The organism is Acidovorax sp. SUPP950 (genome assembly GCF_030158935.1).
Classification (GTDB): domain Bacteria; phylum Pseudomonadota; class Gammaproteobacteria; order Burkholderiales; family Burkholderiaceae_C; genus Paracidovorax.
In genome coordinates, this window is the sequence record NZ_BQXE01000001.1 from 502,507 (window position 1) to 518,714 (window position 16,208).

General features: G+C 64.7%; 23 protein-coding genes and 1 pseudogene. 23 read left to right on the forward strand and 1 reads right to left on the reverse strand.

Translation table 11 applies throughout. The features are described from left to right. Positions 1-2: 2 nt before the first annotated feature. Positions 3-674: an SOS response-associated peptidase gene (locus tag AVME950_RS02455; RefSeq protein WP_284428632.1), complete on the reverse strand. Its 672-nt coding sequence runs from the start codon at positions 672-674 to the stop codon at positions 3-5. Positions 675-861: 187 nt separating this feature from the next. Here AVME950_RS02455 and AVME950_RS02460 point away from each other — a divergent pair, with 187 nt between their 5' ends. From AVME950_RS02460 to AVME950_RS02565, 23 genes and pseudogenes are all read left to right on the forward strand, one after another. Continuing rightward, on the forward strand, positions 862-1,257 hold the full coding sequence (locus tag AVME950_RS02460; protein WP_284428633.1) for a hypothetical protein: 396 nt from the start codon (positions 862-864) through the stop codon (positions 1,255-1,257). Beyond that, the gene (locus AVME950_RS02465; protein ID WP_284428634.1) at positions 1,254-1,460 is read left to right on the forward strand and encodes a hypothetical protein; all 207 of its coding nucleotides are present in this window, start codon (positions 1,254-1,256) and stop codon (positions 1,458-1,460) included. The genes AVME950_RS02460 and AVME950_RS02465 overlap by 4 nt, the downstream gene beginning before the upstream one ends. Positions 1,461-1,978: 518 nt before the next feature. Further along, positions 1,979-2,275, forward strand: coding sequence for a hypothetical protein (locus AVME950_RS02470; protein WP_284428635.1), 297 nt, complete (start codon positions 1,979-1,981; stop codon positions 2,273-2,275). A gap of 222 nt (positions 2,276-2,497) precedes the next feature. Next, positions 2,498-2,845, forward strand: a complete 348-nt coding sequence (locus AVME950_RS02475; protein ID WP_284428636.1) for a hypothetical protein — start codon at positions 2,498-2,500, stop codon at positions 2,843-2,845. Beyond that, entirely contained in the window at positions 2,842-3,015 is a 174-nt protein-coding gene (locus AVME950_RS02480; RefSeq protein ID WP_284428637.1) for a hypothetical protein, read from the forward strand. The genes AVME950_RS02475 and AVME950_RS02480 overlap by 4 nt, the downstream gene beginning before the upstream one ends. Continuing rightward, the gene (locus AVME950_RS02485; RefSeq protein ID WP_284428638.1) at positions 3,012-3,218 is read left to right on the forward strand and encodes a hypothetical protein; all 207 of its coding nucleotides are present in this window, start codon (positions 3,012-3,014) and stop codon (positions 3,216-3,218) included. Before AVME950_RS02480 ends, AVME950_RS02485 begins: the two co-directional genes overlap by 4 nt. After that, positions 3,215-3,508 (forward strand): hypothetical protein, encoded by a 294-nt coding sequence (locus tag AVME950_RS02490; protein ID WP_284428639.1) that lies wholly within the window; start codon positions 3,215-3,217, stop codon positions 3,506-3,508. The genes AVME950_RS02485 and AVME950_RS02490 overlap by 4 nt, the downstream gene beginning before the upstream one ends. Further along, positions 3,505-3,726: a hypothetical protein gene (locus tag AVME950_RS02495; protein ID WP_284428640.1), complete on the forward strand. Its 222-nt coding sequence runs from the start codon at positions 3,505-3,507 to the stop codon at positions 3,724-3,726. The genes AVME950_RS02490 and AVME950_RS02495 overlap by 4 nt, the downstream gene beginning before the upstream one ends. Further along, positions 3,723-4,790, forward strand: coding sequence for an HNH endonuclease (locus AVME950_RS02500; RefSeq protein ID WP_284428641.1), 1,068 nt, complete (start codon positions 3,723-3,725; stop codon positions 4,788-4,790). Before AVME950_RS02495 ends, AVME950_RS02500 begins: the two co-directional genes overlap by 4 nt. Positions 4,791-4,889: 99 nt before the next feature. Next, entirely contained in the window at positions 4,890-6,068 is a 1,179-nt protein-coding gene (locus AVME950_RS02505; RefSeq protein WP_284428642.1) for a recombinase family protein, read from the forward strand. A gap of 17 nt (positions 6,069-6,085) precedes the next feature. Continuing rightward, a complete protein-coding gene (locus AVME950_RS02510; RefSeq protein ID WP_284428643.1) occupies positions 6,086-7,801 on the forward strand; it encodes a YqaJ viral recombinase family protein in 1,716 nt (571 codons plus the stop codon). Positions 7,802-7,873: 72 nt separating this feature from the next. After that, a complete protein-coding gene (locus tag AVME950_RS02515) occupies positions 7,874-8,182 on the forward strand; it encodes a KTSC domain-containing protein (RefSeq protein ID WP_284412539.1) in 309 nt (102 codons plus the stop codon). A gap of 67 nt (positions 8,183-8,249) precedes the next feature. After that, a complete protein-coding gene (locus AVME950_RS02520) occupies positions 8,250-8,825 on the forward strand; it encodes an Lcl C-terminal domain-containing protein (RefSeq protein WP_284428644.1) in 576 nt (191 codons plus the stop codon). A 42-nt stretch (positions 8,826-8,867) separates the two neighbouring features. After that, positions 8,868-9,272: an Lcl C-terminal domain-containing protein gene (locus AVME950_RS02525; protein WP_284428645.1), complete on the forward strand. Its 405-nt coding sequence runs from the start codon at positions 8,868-8,870 to the stop codon at positions 9,270-9,272. A gap of 27 nt (positions 9,273-9,299) precedes the next feature. Beyond that, positions 9,300-9,761, forward strand: a complete 462-nt coding sequence (locus tag AVME950_RS02530) for a four helix bundle protein (protein ID WP_284428646.1) — start codon at positions 9,300-9,302, stop codon at positions 9,759-9,761. A 155-nt stretch (positions 9,762-9,916) separates the two neighbouring features. Further along, positions 9,917-11,017: an RNA-directed DNA polymerase gene (locus tag AVME950_RS02535; protein ID WP_284428647.1), complete on the forward strand. Its 1,101-nt coding sequence runs from the start codon at positions 9,917-9,919 to the stop codon at positions 11,015-11,017. Between the two features lie 66 nt (positions 11,018-11,083). After that, positions 11,084-11,644 (forward strand): hypothetical protein, encoded by a 561-nt coding sequence (locus tag AVME950_RS02540; RefSeq protein ID WP_284428648.1) that lies wholly within the window; start codon positions 11,084-11,086, stop codon positions 11,642-11,644. 85 nt (positions 11,645-11,729) lie between these two features. Further along, the gene (locus tag AVME950_RS02545; protein ID WP_284428649.1) at positions 11,730-13,664 is read left to right on the forward strand and encodes a DNA cytosine methyltransferase; all 1,935 of its coding nucleotides are present in this window, start codon (positions 11,730-11,732) and stop codon (positions 13,662-13,664) included. 43 nt (positions 13,665-13,707) lie between these two features. Further along, on the forward strand, positions 13,708-14,358 hold the full coding sequence (locus AVME950_RS02550) for a J domain-containing protein (protein WP_284428650.1): 651 nt from the start codon (positions 13,708-13,710) through the stop codon (positions 14,356-14,358). After that, entirely contained in the window at positions 14,351-14,767 is a 417-nt protein-coding gene (locus AVME950_RS02555) for a DUF551 domain-containing protein (RefSeq protein WP_284428651.1), read from the forward strand. Before AVME950_RS02550 ends, AVME950_RS02555 begins: the two co-directional genes overlap by 8 nt. Next, positions 14,760-14,960, forward strand: a pseudogene (locus AVME950_RS24290) (phosphoadenosine phosphosulfate reductase domain-containing protein); the annotation flags it as partial. The gene AVME950_RS02555 and the pseudogene AVME950_RS24290, both read left to right, overlap by 8 nt. A 655-nt stretch (positions 14,961-15,615) precedes the next feature. Next, positions 15,616-15,864: a hypothetical protein gene (locus tag AVME950_RS02560; RefSeq protein WP_284428652.1), complete on the forward strand. Its 249-nt coding sequence runs from the start codon at positions 15,616-15,618 to the stop codon at positions 15,862-15,864. Then, a complete protein-coding gene (locus AVME950_RS02565) occupies positions 15,854-16,189 on the forward strand; it encodes a hypothetical protein (RefSeq protein WP_284428653.1) in 336 nt (111 codons plus the stop codon). The genes AVME950_RS02560 and AVME950_RS02565 overlap by 11 nt, the downstream gene beginning before the upstream one ends. Positions 16,190-16,208: the final 19 nt, after the last annotated feature.

Consider the following 16,208-nt stretch of genomic DNA (forward strand, 5'->3'; position numbering starts at 1 on the left):
GGTCAGGCTGCCACCGGCCCGGCGTCGTACACATCGACAGGAGCCAGCCGCAGCAGCGCTTGCGCGTCCTTGAGCGTTCCGGCCAGCCACTGGTCGTAGTCGGCGGGGTCCAGCGGGATAACGCTCCGCTTGTCCTGCTGGTCAGGCGGCAGCTTCTTGTCGGGCTTGTGCATCCGACTCATCAGCGGGTCGTGGTCTGCGTTGATGGTCAGCATCGTGTAGCTCTCGTGCACCTCGCCCGTGGCTGGGTCGGTCCAGGTGTTCCAGAGGCCAGCCAGGCCCAGCAACTGACTGTCGGCACGCCGGAAGCGCCACCAGACATTCCGCCCGGTCTCCCAGTTGGGCTCGTCGAATGATTCGGCCGGGATGATGCAGCGCTGCCCGCGGGCCCAGGGCTGCTTGTAGCTGGCCTTGGCCGCCATCTCCTCTGACCTGGCGTTGTTGGTGGGGTACGGCAGCTTGGCTGCCTTTGCAAACCACGGGATCAGGCTCCACTGCCCCACCACCAACTCCCGGCTGAATCCCTCGTCATCTCGGGAGCGGCGCAGGAAGGGGCCCAGGCCGCGCGGGTAGAGAACGTCGTCCCACCATCGGCCGTTTCCTCGGCCATTGCTGATCTCCCAGCCCTGCTCGATCGCCCGGGCGTCAGCCGGCGGCTTGTATGTGTTGCACATGGGGTCAGCATGCGGCCGCTCGGCACCGCAGCATGTCGGATCATGCGCACTTTCCACGCTCAGTTTTCTGGAGCATCCGCTGCCGACGCCAAGCGGAGAGAGACTCAGAAATGCCACCAAGGGCGCCGCCAACGATGGTTGCCTCACTCCAAATCACTGTATAGATTTACAGTCTTTTGGAGGAAGCATGCGAATCGAAATCACACATCGGTGGCGCTACCAGTGGGGCGGTCGGTGGGTCACAAGCCGATGGGAAACCACAGAACAGCAGATCCGCAAGGAACACCCGGAAGCCGTGGCCGTGCCGGGCACGAGGCGGGAAAAGCGCCAACTGGACCAGCCAGCCGAAGTGGACTATGCCAACAGCTGCTCCCAATCCCAATTCGCCAGGGCGCCCTATCCATCGGTGCTGTACTGGCCATCGAACATCCCGGGCCACAAAGGCGAGATCCCCCTGCCGGCAGCAGTCGCCGAATACTCGGTGCTTGAGGTCGATGGCTGTTGGACCGTTATCCAGGCTGGCAAGCACCCGCGCGAGGTCTACCGCGGCCCAGGCCCCGTCAGAGTGGAGACAGCGCCGTGAAGGCCGCCGACTGGGCGCCAGTCTCGGTGCGCCTTCCAACTTGGCTGGGTGAGACGCAAGACCTCCCGCTGCCCCTGTGGCGCGACGCGTACGAGATTGTCCGCAGCGGTGATCTGTGGACGCTCCGCGTCGTCCACGGTGGCGTGCTGGTCTACCAGGGCATCGGCCCGATCGAGCTCATCGCCGAGCCCCCGCCCTTTTGATGTCCGTGCCACACCCCACCCTGCTGTGCATCCCATCGTGGCCATGGCCGCGGGCCGAGCACGTTGTGCCTCTCCCTCCTGCAGCCTACGAGGTGCGACGCCTGGCGGTCGACCTCTGGAGGGTCGATGTCCGCGCTACCGGCGACTGGGTGTACGTCGGGCCGGGCCCTGTAGAGGTGGTCACATCTCCCGCGCCGTTCTAGACCAAAGATCAACCTAGTAAATTAGGCATGCCTATTGACACACAAGTAAGGTATCCCTAATATTCGTTTCAGGCCAGCGCAAGCAGGCCCGGAGCGAACGGCCCGCGATACGGTCGGTCTGGGGAGGATCGGGAGATCACAAACCAGGCTGGGAGATGCCCAGCACCGCGTCCTCGGAGCGGTAGATACAGAGGTGAGGCGAAGACGGCCAAGAACAAAAACGGTCATGCCGGTTGGAATCCCGGCACAGCCCTTGGCAACAGGGGCGAAACACAAGCGTCGCGGGTCGGCGCTTTTGTTTTTCAGGAGAACGAGATGAGCCACCCAGAGCAAAGCAAATCGGAGATCTTTGTGGGCAACACGAAAGGCACCACAGTGCCGGCCTATCTCTCCAGCCTGGCTACGGCACGGGTCGGCAAGCAGGCCTTCGAGCTCGGAGGCGAGAAGCGGATCGACCCCAACAAGATGCGGCCGCTATTCGTGGATCGCAGCGAGGCCGGCCGGTACGACGCGATCATGATGGCCCGGTTCAAGGCGATCAATCAGCGCAGCGCGCGCATCACGCGCCCGGTGCCCGAGCCGCTCGGCCAGCTTGCGCTGCTGCCGGCATAACCCACGCCCTCACCCCGAGGGCGTTTCCTTTTCGGCGTCCCCGCTCAGGGCCGCCCTTCACCGCGCCGGAGCAGGACCACGATCCCTGATCTGACAGCCCTTCAGGGCAGCGGTCTTTCTTTTCCTCCCTGGGTGCCACCGCGGCACCCTTGCCCGCTTCGGCGGGCTTTTTTATTCCAACCGGCCCGCCACTGCGCGGGCTTTTTCTTGCCCGAGGCATTCATGCAATCCAACGACCTGGACATTTTCAAAGCCATCCTGCCGGAGATTGAGCAGGCCGCACGAGACGATGCACCGCAGCTGCGGGCTGTAGTGGACTTGCTCCGGGCGAGGATCGGGCGCGATGCCGCCAGCAGTGCCGCAGCGCCGAGCGATGCAGAGATCCTGAAAGTGGCTGAAACACTGGGTAGACATAGGCCCTTCGATAGCTGGGGCATGGGCTATCGAAAGGATGAAGCTGGCGCCTACACCGTCCCGGTGACACCCCGTCTCGCTGTTCCGTTCGCCCGGGCTGTCCTGGCACGCTGGGGCGCGTCCGCCCAGGCCTGCCAGGAAGACAGCGCACGATGACTGCCTTGCCCATCACCACGAACACGCACCGCTGCTGGCCGCTGCCCGCTGCCCTGCTGGTGGACAACGACGAGCTGGACGCTGACCGGCGCGAGCGGGCCTGCCAGCGCAGGCTGGCTGCACATCCGGACCCTAGGGACCCCGACCACCCCGAACCCGTTGAGCCATGAAGCGCAGCCCCTCCAAGGGGCGCGCGCCACGCCTCACTCTGGCCGACCTTGCGCCAGCGCAGCGCATCGACTGCATCCGCTGCGAGCAGCCCAAGCCGGCAACCGGCGCAACGAAATTCCGAGCCCGCGACGTCTGTGCCGAGTGCACGGCCGCGCTGCGGGCGCTCTCCACCCCAATGCCCAAAGAGGCCAAAAGACCATGAGTACCCCCGCAGGACTCGCCGCAGCAATGCGGCAAAACGCGATCGTCCGAAAGCAGAACCTGGAGCGCCACATCCACCCGGACACGGCCCGCCTCGACTTCCTCGAGGCGCAGGGCGTGGACATCATCTACCTGCGCGGCGGCCGCGGCATTGACGTGCGCAACAGCGGCCGCGGCACGCGCGCGGCGATCGACGAAGCGCGCGAGATGCCCACGCCTGTTCCGCGCGAGGCGCTGGCCATCGGCGCAGATCTCGACCCCGCGTCTCTCGAGCAGGGTGACCCAGCATGAAGCACGCACTCATCTGGATCGCAGCGAGCGTGCTGACGCTCGGCGTGGGAGCCCTGGCCGGCCATGGCCACGCTGAGGCCGAAGCCGACCGAGAAGACGAGGCCGCGCTGCACTCGCGCGCATGGGCCGCTCAGCGGGCGTGTGGGCCTGGCCGCGAAGCGGAATGGCTGGACGACAAGTCGATGCGCTGCCTGCGGCGCGTGGAGGTTGCGCGATGACGGAGCGACCAATCCTGTTCAGCGGGCCCATGGTCCGCGCGCTGCTGGATGGCAGCAAGACGCAGACGCGACGGGTGATCAAGCCACAACCTGAGAACGACCCGAGAAAGCATCATCCGATTGTCCCGTATCACAACGGGCAAGGCGGATGGAACTGGGTGCTTGCGGCAACCGGGCACGGCACTGGCGATCCGTTTACTTGCCCATACGGCCAGCCTGGCGACAGGCTGTGGGTGAAACATGCCGCCAACCTGTTCCCCGTGTATTTCAAGCCGATTTCCGGGTGGGAGGGGATCTACGCGGCGGGCACCGACGGCGTGATCTATCGGATGGACCGCGGCGACCCTAAGCCGTTGACGCCATCGCCAAACAGCAAGGGCTACCACACCGTTTGCCTGAGCCGAGGCGCAAGGGAGACGCACGCGGTACATCGACTGGTCTGCGAATCGTTCTACGGGCCTCCACCAACGCCTGGCGCGCAGGTCCGCCATCTTGATTGCGACCGCGCTAATAGCACGCCGGCCAACCTCGATTGGGGCACCCACGCTGACAACTGGCAGGACCGTAAGGGTCACGGCGGAGGCATGGGCGAGGCGCACCACGCCGCCAAGCTAGACGGTGCTGCTGTTGCTGAGATTCGATCTTCAGCGCTGTCTCAACGCGATCTTGCCCGCAAGTTTGGTGTTTCGCAGGCCACGGTGTCCGACGCTCGGCTTGGCAAGACGTGGGGCGAGCACCAGTGCGGCGAGCGCAACGAGAAGCCCTTCTCGCTGTGGAAATCGCCTATCCACATGCCCCGGTGGGCCAGCCGCATCCTGCTGGAGATCACCGACGTGCGAGTGGAGCGCCTGCAGGACATAAGCGAAGCGGATGCTCAGGCAGAGGGCACAAAGCCGATCCCCGACCCGTGCGACCACGTTCGACTTTCCTGCGCTGACATCGGCTGCAGCGGGCCGCAGCCCTACCGCGTAGGGTTTCGCTCGCTGTGGCAGGAAATCAACGGTCCGGATTCCTGGGACACCGACCCCTGGGTGTGGGTCGTCACCTTCCGGCGCACCCCATGAACTTTCCCCTCGCCCTTGCCGCCTGGCTCCTATCCGTGTCCCTCGCCATGGCTCTCTACATGGCGTGGCTGCACCAACCTTTCATCTACTGAGCAATCCATGAGCACACAACAAACCACCGCCCTGGCGCAGAGCGGCGCCCAACTCCCCGTCACCATGGGCTTCGGTGACCTCGCCAGCTTCGAGTTCCTGCAGCGCACGGCCAAGGCCTTCGCCAGCAGCACCATGGTTCCCACCGCCTACCAGGCCATGGTCACAACAGGCTACGGTCAGAACCAGAAGATCGAGCCGAACCCTGCAGCGATGTCCAACTGCATGATCGCGCTGGACATGGCGCAGCGGATGAATGCCAACCCGCTGCAGGTGATGCAGAACCTGCACGTCATCGAAGGCAAGCCGAGCTGGTCAAGCCAATTCATCATCGCCGCCATCAACAGCAGCGGTAAGTTCAGCCCCCTGCGTTTCGACCTCGAATGGCTGGACGAAATCGACGCGACTTACTCGACCTTCGAGTGGGAGAACCGGCAGAAGATCGAGAAGAAGCACAAGATCCGCATCAAGAACGCGCGCTGCGTTGCCTGGGCCACAGAAAAGGCCACCGGGCAGCGCCTGGAGTCAGCGCCTGTGACGATGGAAATGGCCGTCAACGAGGGTTGGTATGGGAAGAACGGCAGCAAATGGCGCTCCATGCCCGACCTGATGCTGCGCTACCGCAGCGCCGCGTTCTTCGGCCGAATCTACGCGCCGGAGCTGCTGATGGGTCTGCCCACCGCAGAGGAGGTGCAGGACGTTTTTGTACAGGACGGCGCCGGCAACGTTGTGCACACCGGCAGCCATGTCGTGCCACCGAGTTCCGGCACGCTGGACCCGACCACTGGCACCGTTGCGGAAGACGAGAAGACCTATCCGGACGCCGAATTCAAGAAGGGCATGCCCGGCTGGGCGAAGGCCATCGCCGCCGGCAAGAAGACGCTGGACGCAGTGATCGTCACCTTGGAGTCCAAGGGCTCCGTGACGGGCGAGCAGCGCAAGGCCCTGGCGGATGCTGTGGCAGCGCTGGCACCGCAGGACGCCATCGTGAAGGAGCACGCCGAAGCCGTAACGCCGGACGCCGACGCGCCGACCGTTGACGCCGACACGCTGGCCCAGCGCCTGCGCGAAGCCAAGGACACGGACGCGCTCTACCAGGCCGCCGACCTGATCGACACGCTGCAGCACGAGCACCGCAGCGCACTCAACGACATCTTCAATTTGCGCTTGGCAGAGCTGGGAGGCTAAATATGCGCCACCTTCGATTGACGCAGGGCAGCCCCGAGTGGCTCGCCCACCGCCGCACCACGCGCAACGCCAGCGACGCGCCGGCCGTTCTGGACTGCAGCCCGTACAAGAAACGTAGCGAGCTGGTGCGCGAGCTGGCCACCGGCATTGGGCAGGAGTTCAGCCCCGAGCAGCAGGCCATCCTGAGCAGCGGCCACCTATTCGAGGGCTTGGCCCGCCCGCTGGCCGACACCATCGTGGGCGAGGAGCTGTACCCGGTGGTAGGCGTGCACGACGACGGCGTGTATGGCGCTAGCTTCGACGGGCTGACCATGCTGGAGGACGTCGGGTTTGAACACAAAAGGTTAAACGCTGCCTTGCGCGAGGCAATGGTGCCAGACTGCACGGGCGAGGATCTGCCGCTGTGCTACCAGGTGCAGTGCGAGCACCAGGCCATGGTCTGCCCCACCATCGAGCGCATCCTGTTCATGGCGTCCGAATGGCGCCTCAACGGCGAAACGGGCGAGTGGGAGCTGGTGGAGGAGCGGCACTGCTGGTACACGCCGAACCCGGCGCTGCGCGGCAAGATCGTGGCCGGCTGGGAGCTGTTGGAGAAGGACGTGGCGGCCTACACGCCGCCCAAGGCTGAGCCCGCGGCCGCCAAGCTCCAACAGGCCCTCCCCGCGCTGCGCATCGAGGCCAGCGGCGCCATCACCGCCAGCAACCTGGATGAGTTCCAGGTGATCGCACTGGCCCGCATCAACTCCGTGAACATGGAGTTGGTGACCGACGACGATTTCGCCCAGGGGGATGCCGATGGCAAGTGGCTGCGCGAGGTGGCCGATGGGATGAAGCTGGCCGTGAAAGCTGTGCGCGCCAACATGCACGACGTGGACGAGGTGCTGCGCGTACTGGAGCAGTTGGACAGGATTGCCACGGATAAGGCCATCGCCATCGAGAAGAAGGTGAAGACCGAGAAGGTTTCTCGCAAGGAGGCGATCCTGGCGAAAGCCGACAAGGATCTGGCAGAGCACATCGGCAGCCTGAATTTCCAGCTCGACGCGAACTACCTGCAGGCACCACGCGGATCTTTCGAGCCCGTAACGAAAGGGCTGAAGTCGCTGGCCAGCATGGAAAACAAGGTGAAGGCGGCACTTGCCAGCGCCATGGCGGATGCTTACGTCGCCGCTGCGCGGCTGGCCGCAAACCGCGCCCACTTGAAGCAGGAAGACCAGGACTGGATCACCCTGTTCCCGGACTTCGCCGCAGTAGGCACGAAGGCGGCCGAAGACTTTCAAGCGCTGGCCGCGCTGCGCATCGGCAAGGCACGACAGGCCGCCGATGAAGCGGCGAAGCGCCAGCAGTTGATCGACGCGGAGAAGCTGGCCCAGGAAGGCATCGCCGAGGCACGCGCGGTCGAAGCACTCCCTGCGCCACTGCTTGACGCATTGAGCGGCCTTGCCGCCGACCTCAAGAACGATGCAGTCTCGGAGATCGATGCGCGCCATGCCATCGGCGCTGCACAGGCGAGCGCCTCCACAGTCGAGGACGACACCATCACGTTGGGTCGCATCAACACCTTGTTGGCGCCGATCAAGCTGGACGCCGCAGGTCTCGAAGCGATGGGCTTCACCACGACGCGCGTCAAAGCCTCTGTGCACTTCCCTGCCGCCTTGTTCCCAATGCTGTGCCGCGCTGTTGCGCGACGAGCCATGGAGGCGGCCCAAGAAGCCACCGCAACGACCGCCGCTTGAAACGCGAATCCTTCCCTTCCCCAACCCGGGCCCGCCGATGCGCGGGCCTTTTTCATTTCCGGAGAACTCACCATGCCCCGCCCAACTTCCGCCCCTGCCGCTTTCGCCGACAAGCCCTACGTCGCGATCCCAATGGCACCTGTCCAGTCCAACCAAGTGGGCGCCGTGGGCTACGACCCTGCGACCAGCACCCTGGCCGTCAGCTTTGCCCGCGGTGCGGGCGCCATCTACCACTACCCGGACGTGAGCCCCGAGCTGTATGCCGAATTCATGGCGGCGGATTCCAAGGGCACGTTTTTCGGCAAGCGCATCAAGGCGCTCCCGTTCGACAAATTCCCGGCGCCGAAGCCCGAGCCCGAGGCTGACCCAGCCAACGCCTAACCCCCGCCGTTCCTCCACCCAAGCCCGCCGCATGCGGGCTTTTTTACATCCACCACCAGGAGCAGCCATGCACATCACCATCAACAACCCGGTCTTCAACTTCCACACGGCGCAGCCTGCCATGGCAAGCGCACTCTTCGCATCGCTGCTGCGCGATGGAGAGGATGAGCCATCAGCCACCGAGGGCCCAACCAACCGCCCCTCCATCGGCGAGTACTGGGCTGGCCAGGGCGGGATCTACGCAGGCGACTTCCAGGGTGATGACGGCGTGCCCTTCGGGCTGATCGTCGCTGCGGAGCAGGACGTGGGCCGGGCCCGCTGGGCGCCCGATGGCGAACGGGAACTGTCCGACTGGGACGGGCTGGAGAACACGAAGCGCATCCGCAAGGAGTGCCCCGCCGCAGACCTGGCCGCCAAGTACGAGCGCGATGGCCACAGCGACTTCTACCTGCCCGCGCGGCGAGAACTGAATTTCGCCGGCGCCACGCTGCACAGCACTTTCGGGAAGGACAGCTGGTACTGGACCAGCACACCGTACTCCGAGGGCTACGCGTGGGCGGTCGATTTCGAGAACGGCTACACGCGCTACCACGACCGGAGCCACGAGTTCCGGGTCCGCCCCTTCCGCAGATTCATCTATTGAGCCATTCGCCAATTTCTCTCACCTCAACCAAAGGAGCACCCAGTGAGCACCCAAGCCAAAACCATTCCCGCACTCAACCAGCCCTGGCCCGAGCAGGGCGGCATCTACATCGGCTCGCGGCTGATCGATGGCGTTGTGCACCACGTCGTCATCGCTGACGGCGGTACGACCCGCGACCTCGAAGACCAGAACTTCAAGGCCGCCCATGGCGTGCAGTTCGGCGAGATCAACGGTCACAGCGACTGGCATGCAGGTGACCAGGAAGACCTGATGCTGGCCTACATCAATGCGCGCGAGCACTTCGCTCCCGAGTACTACTGGAGCCGCAGCGAGCACCACGGCTATCCGTGGGCGGTCGATTTCGAGAACGGCTACACGCTCAGCACCCACCGGAACGACGAGTTCCGGGTCCGCCCCTTCCGCAGTTTTCCCGATTCATCCCTTTAACCATTCGCGGGCGTAGCCCGCCTCGGCATGGCACTGCACACCGAAACTGAAATCTACAAGGCGACCTATGAACTGTGCAAGCTGGTCACGGAGTACGTCGCCAACATGGAGCGGAAGTACAAGGCGGACTTCGGCGCCGAGCTTCGCAAGCGCTGCATGGCCCTGGTCATGCGCACCTATGAGGCCAACACCACAGAGGAAAAGCCGCCCATCCTGCGGCGCATGCGCCAGGAGGTGGAGGCGGTGAATCTTGCCCTCCGCCTCGCGGTCGATCTCCGGCAGATCTCGGTCAAGCAGTACAGCAGAGCCATAGCCCTGACAGGGAGCATCGGGAAGCAAGCCACAGGGTGGCAGAAACATTCGGAGAGTGCGCTTGCCGCCGGTCTGTCAAGGCAGTCCGACCAACGCGCCATGGAATCTGGTCGAGCCGCTGGGCCACAAGCCCACCGACAGGCGCAACAGGGATATCGGCGGCAAGGGCCGCAGTGATCCCGCGCAGTTTGCCCGCTGAGCCATTCGGCGAGCCGACGTGACAAGTTCGATAGACCGTGGGCGGTCGATTTCGAGAACGGCAACACGAACAACAACAACCGGAACAACGAGTTCCGGGTCCGCCCCTTCCGCAAAATCCACCGAGAGTTTCTATGGATCCTGGCTATTCATTCGAAAAGCTGGTGCAGGCGTATTACGACTGCCGCCGGCACAAGCGCACCACAGCGAGCGCACTGCGCTTCGAGCAGGGCCTGGAGCACAACCTACTGGCTCTGCATGAGGAGCTGGAGAGCGGCAGCTACCGCCCGGGTCCATCGATCTGCTTTGCCATCAGCCGGCCCCGGCCGCGTGAGGTATGGGCATCTGGCTTCCGCGATCGCGTGGTGCACCACCTGCTTTACAACCAGATCATGGATCGGTTTCACGCCCGGTTCATCGCAGACTCGTGCGCCTGCATCCCAGGCCGCGGCACGCTTTACGCCGCCGAACGCCTGGAGGCCAAGGTGCGCGGCCAGACGCAAAACTGGAGCCGGCCCGGCTTCTACCTAAAGGCCGATCTCGCCAACTTCTTCGTTTCCATCGACAAGCGCGTTCTTTGGCCGCTGCTGATGCGGCAAATCCCGGAGCGTTGGTGGCGCGGGTTGACGAAGATGGTCCTGTTCCACGATCCGCGACTGGACTATGAGCTGCGCGGCGATGCGGCAACGCTGGCCGCCGTGCCTGCGCACAAGCGCCTCATGAACGCCAGCCGTTATCACGGGCTACCCATCGGAAACTTGTCCTCGCAGTTCTTCGCAAACGTGTTACTCAACGAGGTTGACCAGCACATCAAGCACCGTATCGGCGCCCGGCACTACACGCGCTACGTCGATGACATGGTGCTGTTGCACGAGTCTGCGGCATGGCTCAATGGCGCACTCGCCAGCATCAATGGCTTTCTGCCTGGCCTTGGGCTGGCGCTCAACCCGCGCAAGACGGTGCTGCAGCCGATCCATCGTGGCATCGACTACGTGGGCCACGTCATCAAGCCCTGGCGCCGCACCACCAGGCCGCGCACCTTGCACTCGGCCCTTGCACGGCTGGAGGACATGCCCGCCGCTGACGTCTACGCAAGCGGCAACAGCTACCTGGGGCTCGCGCGCCAGGCCAGCCACAGCCACCACGCACAGGCCTTGCTTTGCCGTGCGCTGCTCAAGCGAGGGCATGCCGTAGAGGGCAAGCACCTCACCAAGGCATTCCGCAAAGCGGCATAGCCGCCCTCCCCGGAGGGCATCCCTTCCCAGGCCCGCCCCGGTGCGGGACTTTCTTTTGGAGCAACCATGCGCAATGCACAGAAACTGATCCCCTACGAGTCCGATGAAGCTGCAAGCATCAAGACGGTCACCGGCTGGGTCTCCTCGAACGGACAGTTCTGGGGGAAAGACGAACACATGGCCCGCTACGCAGGATCCACACACCGGGTGTGCGAGAAGAACTCATCGCACGGCACGCATGAAATACGCGGCTGGTGCAGGCTGTGCCGCGATGAGCGAATGCAGGCCCGTTACGACGCAATGCCTCGGATGGAATATGACGAGAGCCCAGTGACGGTGCTTGATGGCGATGAATTCTTTTTTGATGCGGACTCTCTGCGGGACTGGCTCATCGACAACAGCATCGCCCCCGCCGATGCGCGACTGGTCTTTTGCGTCCCAAACATGGCCTCGGAGATTGACCCCGAAGACCACTTCGCAGACGACCTCCCATCTGAAGATGGCGAGGTAAGCGACCGGCTGAAGACCGCCTTTGCCGCCCTCAATGAAGTGATCCGCACCGAGCCACCATTGAGTTGGCGCAAGGGCGAAACCGCCGTGACGTTGCCGTCCGACTTCTTGAACTGACCAATAACCAAGCCTGCCCGTGCAGGCTTTCTTGTTTTCGGCCCGCCGCCAACGCTGCGGGCCTTTTGCATTTCTGGAGCCCTGAATGCTCACACCCCAATTCGTCCTTGCCCTGTCCGCCAAGCTGGTGATCGACCTCTTCGCAGGGGGCGGCGGGGCCTCCACCGGAATTGAGCAGGCCATCGGCCGCCACGTCGACAAGGCGATCAACCACGAAGCCGACGCCATTGGCATGCACGAGGTCAACCACCCACAGACCCAGCACTACCGCGCCGACATCCGCGAAGTCGATCCACTGGTTGTGACCAAGGGCCAGTCGGTAGGCCTGCTTCACGCCTCGCCGGATTGCACTCACCACAGCCAAGCCCTGGGCGGCCAGCCCCGCAGCGAGGAGATCCGATCCCTGGCATGGGTGGTGCACCGGTGGGCCGGCAAGACGAAGCCGGATGTCATCACGCTGGAGAACGTCGAGCAGATGCTGCAGTGGTCCCCACTGGTGGCGAAGCGCGATTCGGCCACGGGCCGCGTCATCACGCTGGACAAGGTGACGGATGCCGCCGGCAAAGCCACCTACCGCGTAGCCTCGCCTGGCGAGGTGGTGCCGCGGCGCAACCAGTTCCTGGTGCCCGACACCAAGCGCAAGGGCCGCAACTGGGATCACTTCGTGGCCGGGCTGCGCGCCATGGGCTACAGGGTCGAATGGCGGGTGATCTGCAACGCCGACCTGGGCGCGCACAGCACCCGCACGCGCCTCTACATGGTCGCGCGGTGCGATGGCCTACCGATCGTCTGGCCCCAGCAGACCCATGCGAAAAAGCCGCGCGCCGGGCTGAAGGCTCACCGGCCGGCCGCGGACTGCATCGACTGGAGCATCCCTGGCACGAGCATCTTCGGCCGCAAGAAGGATCTGGCGGAAGCCACCATGCGCCGCATCGCTCACGGGATGCGCAAGTACGTGCTGGACAGCCCCGAACCGTTCATCGTCAACAACATGGCGAACAACGTGCCCCGTCCCGTGTCGGAGCCGCTGTCTACCGCCCTGACCGGCGGACACAAGATGCTGCTGACGCCAGCGCTTGTTCCAGTCACGCACACCCGTGACACTTCGTTCGACGTGGCGAAGCCGCTGCGAACCATCACGACAGCCAAGGGCGGCGAGACAGCTCTGATGGCGGCCCACCTGGTGCAGATGGGATATGGCGAGCGCGCCGGACAAGCGCCCCGCGCCCTCAATCCGCAGAAGCCACTGGGCACCATCACTGCCGGCGGCCAGAAGTTCGCCACCGCAGCGGCGTATCTCGTCCAGGCTGGGCACGGCGAGGGGCAAGGCACGTCGAAGCGGCGCAGCCACGGCACAAACGACATCACCGGACCGCTGGGGACTGTCACAGCAAGCGGTGGCGGGCAGAGCGTAGCGGCTGCGTTCATGGTCCAGGCCAACGGCGGCTTCAACAGCACGCCAGCGCGCGACCTGCAGGAATCCATGTCCACGGTCACGACCTCCGGCAGCCAGCAGCAGCTCATCGCGGCTCACCTCACCACGCTGCGAAAGCACAGCACCGGGCGCGATGCGCGCGAGCCCATCACCACGGTGCCCGCTGGCGGTGAGCATCAGGCGCTGGTGCAGTACGAGCTGAGCCAAGAGCATGAGGAGGGAGCGCTGCGCTGCGCGGCCTTCCTGATGCGCTACCACGCGAGCGGCGGCCAATGGTCGGACCTGCGTGACCCCATGACCACCATCACCACGCACGACCGCCTGGCGCTCGTGACGGTGTGGCTGCAGGGCGAGCCCTGGGTGATCGTGGACATCACGCTCCGCATGCTGGTGCCGCGCGAGCTTTACAACGCCCAGGACTTCCCCGCCACCTACGTGATCGACCGCACCGCGGCCGGTAAGCCCCTCACAAAGACAGCCCAAGTGCGCATGGCTGGCAACAGCGTGAGCCCCCTGCCGATGCGGCTCATCGTGGCCGCGAACTACAGCGACGCCCAGGCAGCAGAGCTGCGCCGGGCCGCCTGACCCCGCCCCACCGGGCCCCACCCCTTTACCTATTGGAGGCCGCATGGCCGTTACCGCATACCCACTCTCATGGCCGGCGGGCTGGAAGCGCACGCCTGCAGCATCTCGGCTGTCCGGCAATTTCGGCATGAAGAAGGAAAACCGTTTCGGGAGCACCAGCAAAGTCCCGCTGAGCATCGCCGAGGCCACCACACGACTGCTCGCAGAGCTGGAGCGCATGGGCGCCAAGCAAAGCACCGTGGTGCTGTCCACCAACCCGGTGCTTCGCCAAGACGGGCTGCCACGCTCGGGCCAGGCAGCGCCGGCCGACCCCGGCGCCGCTGTGTACTGGAAAGACCCATTCAACGGCCAGCCGCGCAGCATGGCGATCGACCGGTACACGAAGGTCGAACAGAACATCGCCGCGCTGGCGGCCACCATCGAAGCGCTGCGCGCGATCGAGCGCCACGGTGGCGCAGTCGTGCTGGAACGCGCCTTCACCGGCTTCGCCGCCCTGCCCGCGCCGATCGCGGCTGGCATGCACCGCGAGTGGTGGGAAGTACTCGGCGTGCCGCGCAATGCGTCCACACAGGCGATCGGCGACGCATACCGTTCGCTGGCTGCACGGCATCACCCTGACCGCGGCGGCAGTGCCGACCGCATGGCCGAGATCAACCGCGCCCGCGACGAGGCGCTGAAGGAATGCAATGGCTGACACAAAAAGCACGGACCACGCCCGGTGGAAATTCAATGCTCTGTACGCAGACACGGAAATTCGCAGCGCGGCGGACGACAAGCTGCTGGCGGTGGTTCATGCCGGCCCTGAACAGGCACGCATCGTCAGCTTGCTCAAGGGCGCCCCCCAGCCCAATGCAGCGCTGGCTGATGGGTGGATCAGCGTGGAGGATCGCTTGCCGGATGGCGGAGTGGAGGTGCTTTGCTCGGGAGTTGGTTGGGGCGAAGCATTCGTCATGGCCTGCTACTACGACGAGGAACGCCGCGAGTGGTATTCCGTCAACACCCATTGGACAGATGCCACTGGGAACACGCAGTACCCCACCCACTGGCGCCCGCTCCCTCCCCCTCCCACCCTCAATGCAAGCAAGGAGGCCGGCAATGGCTGACAAGCCTCGGCTGCGCGTCTCGTTTTCGGGCGGCCGTACCAGCGCCTTCATGTCGATTTGGCTCAAGCAGAACATGGCCGACGTGTATGAAATGCGGTTCGTGTTCGCGAACACCGGCTGGGAGCATCCGGACACGCTGCGCTTTGTGCACGAGGTTGACCGTCGCTATGAGCTGGGGCTGGCCTGGGTGGAAGCTGTGCCACGCCGGCACACTGGCAAATCGTCCGGGCACCGGGTCGTCACCTACGAAACCGCGAGCCGCAACGGCGAGCCCTTCGAGGCGGTGGTGGCAGCCTACGGGCTGCCGAACCAGACATACGGACACTGCACCCGGGAACTGAAGCTGCACCCGATCAACGACTACTTCGCCAGCATCGGCTGGGCGGGCACCCAGACGGCAATCGGTATTCGCGCAGACGAGCGCAGGCGGGTCTCCAAGCGTGCGGAGGCGGCTGGCATCGTCTACCCGTTGGCCAACATGATTCCGACCGACAAGCAAGATGTGCTGGCCTTCTTCGAGGGATTCGACTGGGATCTCCGAATCCCGGAGCACCAAGGCAATTGCATCGCTTGCTACAAAAAGTCAGACCAAAAGCTGCTGAAGCTTTACCGCGAAGACCCGACCAACTTCGATTTCCCGGTGCTGCTGGACCAGCTTTACCGCAACGTAGGGCCGAACAACGTGCCGGGCCCACGCCGCTGTACCGAGGATTCCGCTCTGCACCTGATCTCGTCGCCGAATTCGCGGCGGCTGACACCTCCTACCGGCCAACCATCCACGACGGCGGCTGCTCTGAGTCCTGTGAGCCGTACCTGGACGAGCAAATTGAACTTTTCGAGGAAACCCCATGACCACCACCCCACACAGCGTGCAGCCCAACGGCATTCGCCACCAGATGCCCATGCTCCGCGCGGCATGCATCACGCTGGACGGCATAACGCTGACCGTGCCAGCAGCCGATCTACAGCAGCACATCGAAGGCCTGGACGACAGCAAGACCGACCGCGAGGGCGACGACAGCCCTACCTACACCCTTACGTTCAAAACCCTGCTCGTGCGCGACTACGACGCGCTGGGAGAATTCGATGGCTTCTGATCCAACCACCACCCCCGCAGCAGCGGCAGACCTGCCGGAGGCGCTGCGCCTGGCTGATTGGCTGCAATCATGCGCCGAGTCCATCGAGCATGTAAACGCAGCCGCCGAGCTGCGCCGCCTGCACGCCCTGACCGCAGCCGCGCCGGCCGATCCCCTCGCGTGGATCGACATGACCCAGTGGCCCCCCATCCGCTTCCCGGAGGGTCGGACCCGCATGGACTACCGGTCGCTTGACGGTGCTGCGCTCTATGCTCGGCCAACAGCTGATCAGCCAGACGAACCACCACCACAGCCCGCAGACGCGGGCTTTTTTCTTTCCGCATGAGCGATCACAGGAGACACGA

Bases quoted from the DNA above. Each gene is read 5' to 3' on its own strand.
- AVME950_RS02455 (WP_284428632.1), bottom strand. From the start codon at position 674: ATGTGCAACACATACAAGCCGCCGGCTGACGCCCGGGCGATCGAGCAG.
- AVME950_RS02460 (WP_284428633.1), top strand. From the start codon at position 862: ATGCGAATCGAAATCACACATCGGTGGCGCTACCAGTGGGGCGGTCGG.
- AVME950_RS02470 (WP_284428635.1), top strand. From the start codon at position 1,979: ATGAGCCACCCAGAGCAAAGCAAATCGGAGATCTTTGTGGGCAACACG.
- AVME950_RS02475 (WP_284428636.1), top strand. From the start codon at position 2,498: ATGCAATCCAACGACCTGGACATTTTCAAAGCCATCCTGCCGGAGATT.
- AVME950_RS02480 (WP_284428637.1), top strand. From the start codon at position 2,842: ATGACTGCCTTGCCCATCACCACGAACACGCACCGCTGCTGGCCGCTG.
- AVME950_RS02485 (WP_284428638.1), top strand. From the start codon at position 3,012: ATGAAGCGCAGCCCCTCCAAGGGGCGCGCGCCACGCCTCACTCTGGCC.
- AVME950_RS02490 (WP_284428639.1), top strand. From the start codon at position 3,215: ATGAGTACCCCCGCAGGACTCGCCGCAGCAATGCGGCAAAACGCGATC.
- AVME950_RS02495 (WP_284428640.1), top strand. From the start codon at position 3,505: ATGAAGCACGCACTCATCTGGATCGCAGCGAGCGTGCTGACGCTCGGC.
- AVME950_RS02500 (WP_284428641.1), top strand. From the start codon at position 3,723: ATGACGGAGCGACCAATCCTGTTCAGCGGGCCCATGGTCCGCGCGCTG.
- AVME950_RS02505 (WP_284428642.1), top strand. From the start codon at position 4,890: ATGAGCACACAACAAACCACCGCCCTGGCGCAGAGCGGCGCCCAACTC.
- AVME950_RS02515 (WP_284412539.1), top strand. From the start codon at position 7,874: ATGCCCCGCCCAACTTCCGCCCCTGCCGCTTTCGCCGACAAGCCCTAC.
- AVME950_RS02520 (WP_284428644.1), top strand. From the start codon at position 8,250: ATGCACATCACCATCAACAACCCGGTCTTCAACTTCCACACGGCGCAG.
- AVME950_RS02530 (WP_284428646.1), top strand. From the start codon at position 9,300: ATGGCACTGCACACCGAAACTGAAATCTACAAGGCGACCTATGAACTG.
- AVME950_RS02535 (WP_284428647.1), top strand. From the start codon at position 9,917: ATGGATCCTGGCTATTCATTCGAAAAGCTGGTGCAGGCGTATTACGAC.
- AVME950_RS02540 (WP_284428648.1), top strand. From the start codon at position 11,084: ATGCGCAATGCACAGAAACTGATCCCCTACGAGTCCGATGAAGCTGCA.
- AVME950_RS02545 (WP_284428649.1), top strand. From the start codon at position 11,730: ATGCTCACACCCCAATTCGTCCTTGCCCTGTCCGCCAAGCTGGTGATC.
- AVME950_RS02550 (WP_284428650.1), top strand. From the start codon at position 13,708: ATGGCCGTTACCGCATACCCACTCTCATGGCCGGCGGGCTGGAAGCGC.
- AVME950_RS02555 (WP_284428651.1), top strand. From the start codon at position 14,351: ATGGCTGACACAAAAAGCACGGACCACGCCCGGTGGAAATTCAATGCT.
- AVME950_RS02560 (WP_284428652.1), top strand. From the start codon at position 15,616: ATGACCACCACCCCACACAGCGTGCAGCCCAACGGCATTCGCCACCAG.
- AVME950_RS02565 (WP_284428653.1), top strand. From the start codon at position 15,854: ATGGCTTCTGATCCAACCACCACCCCCGCAGCAGCGGCAGACCTGCCG.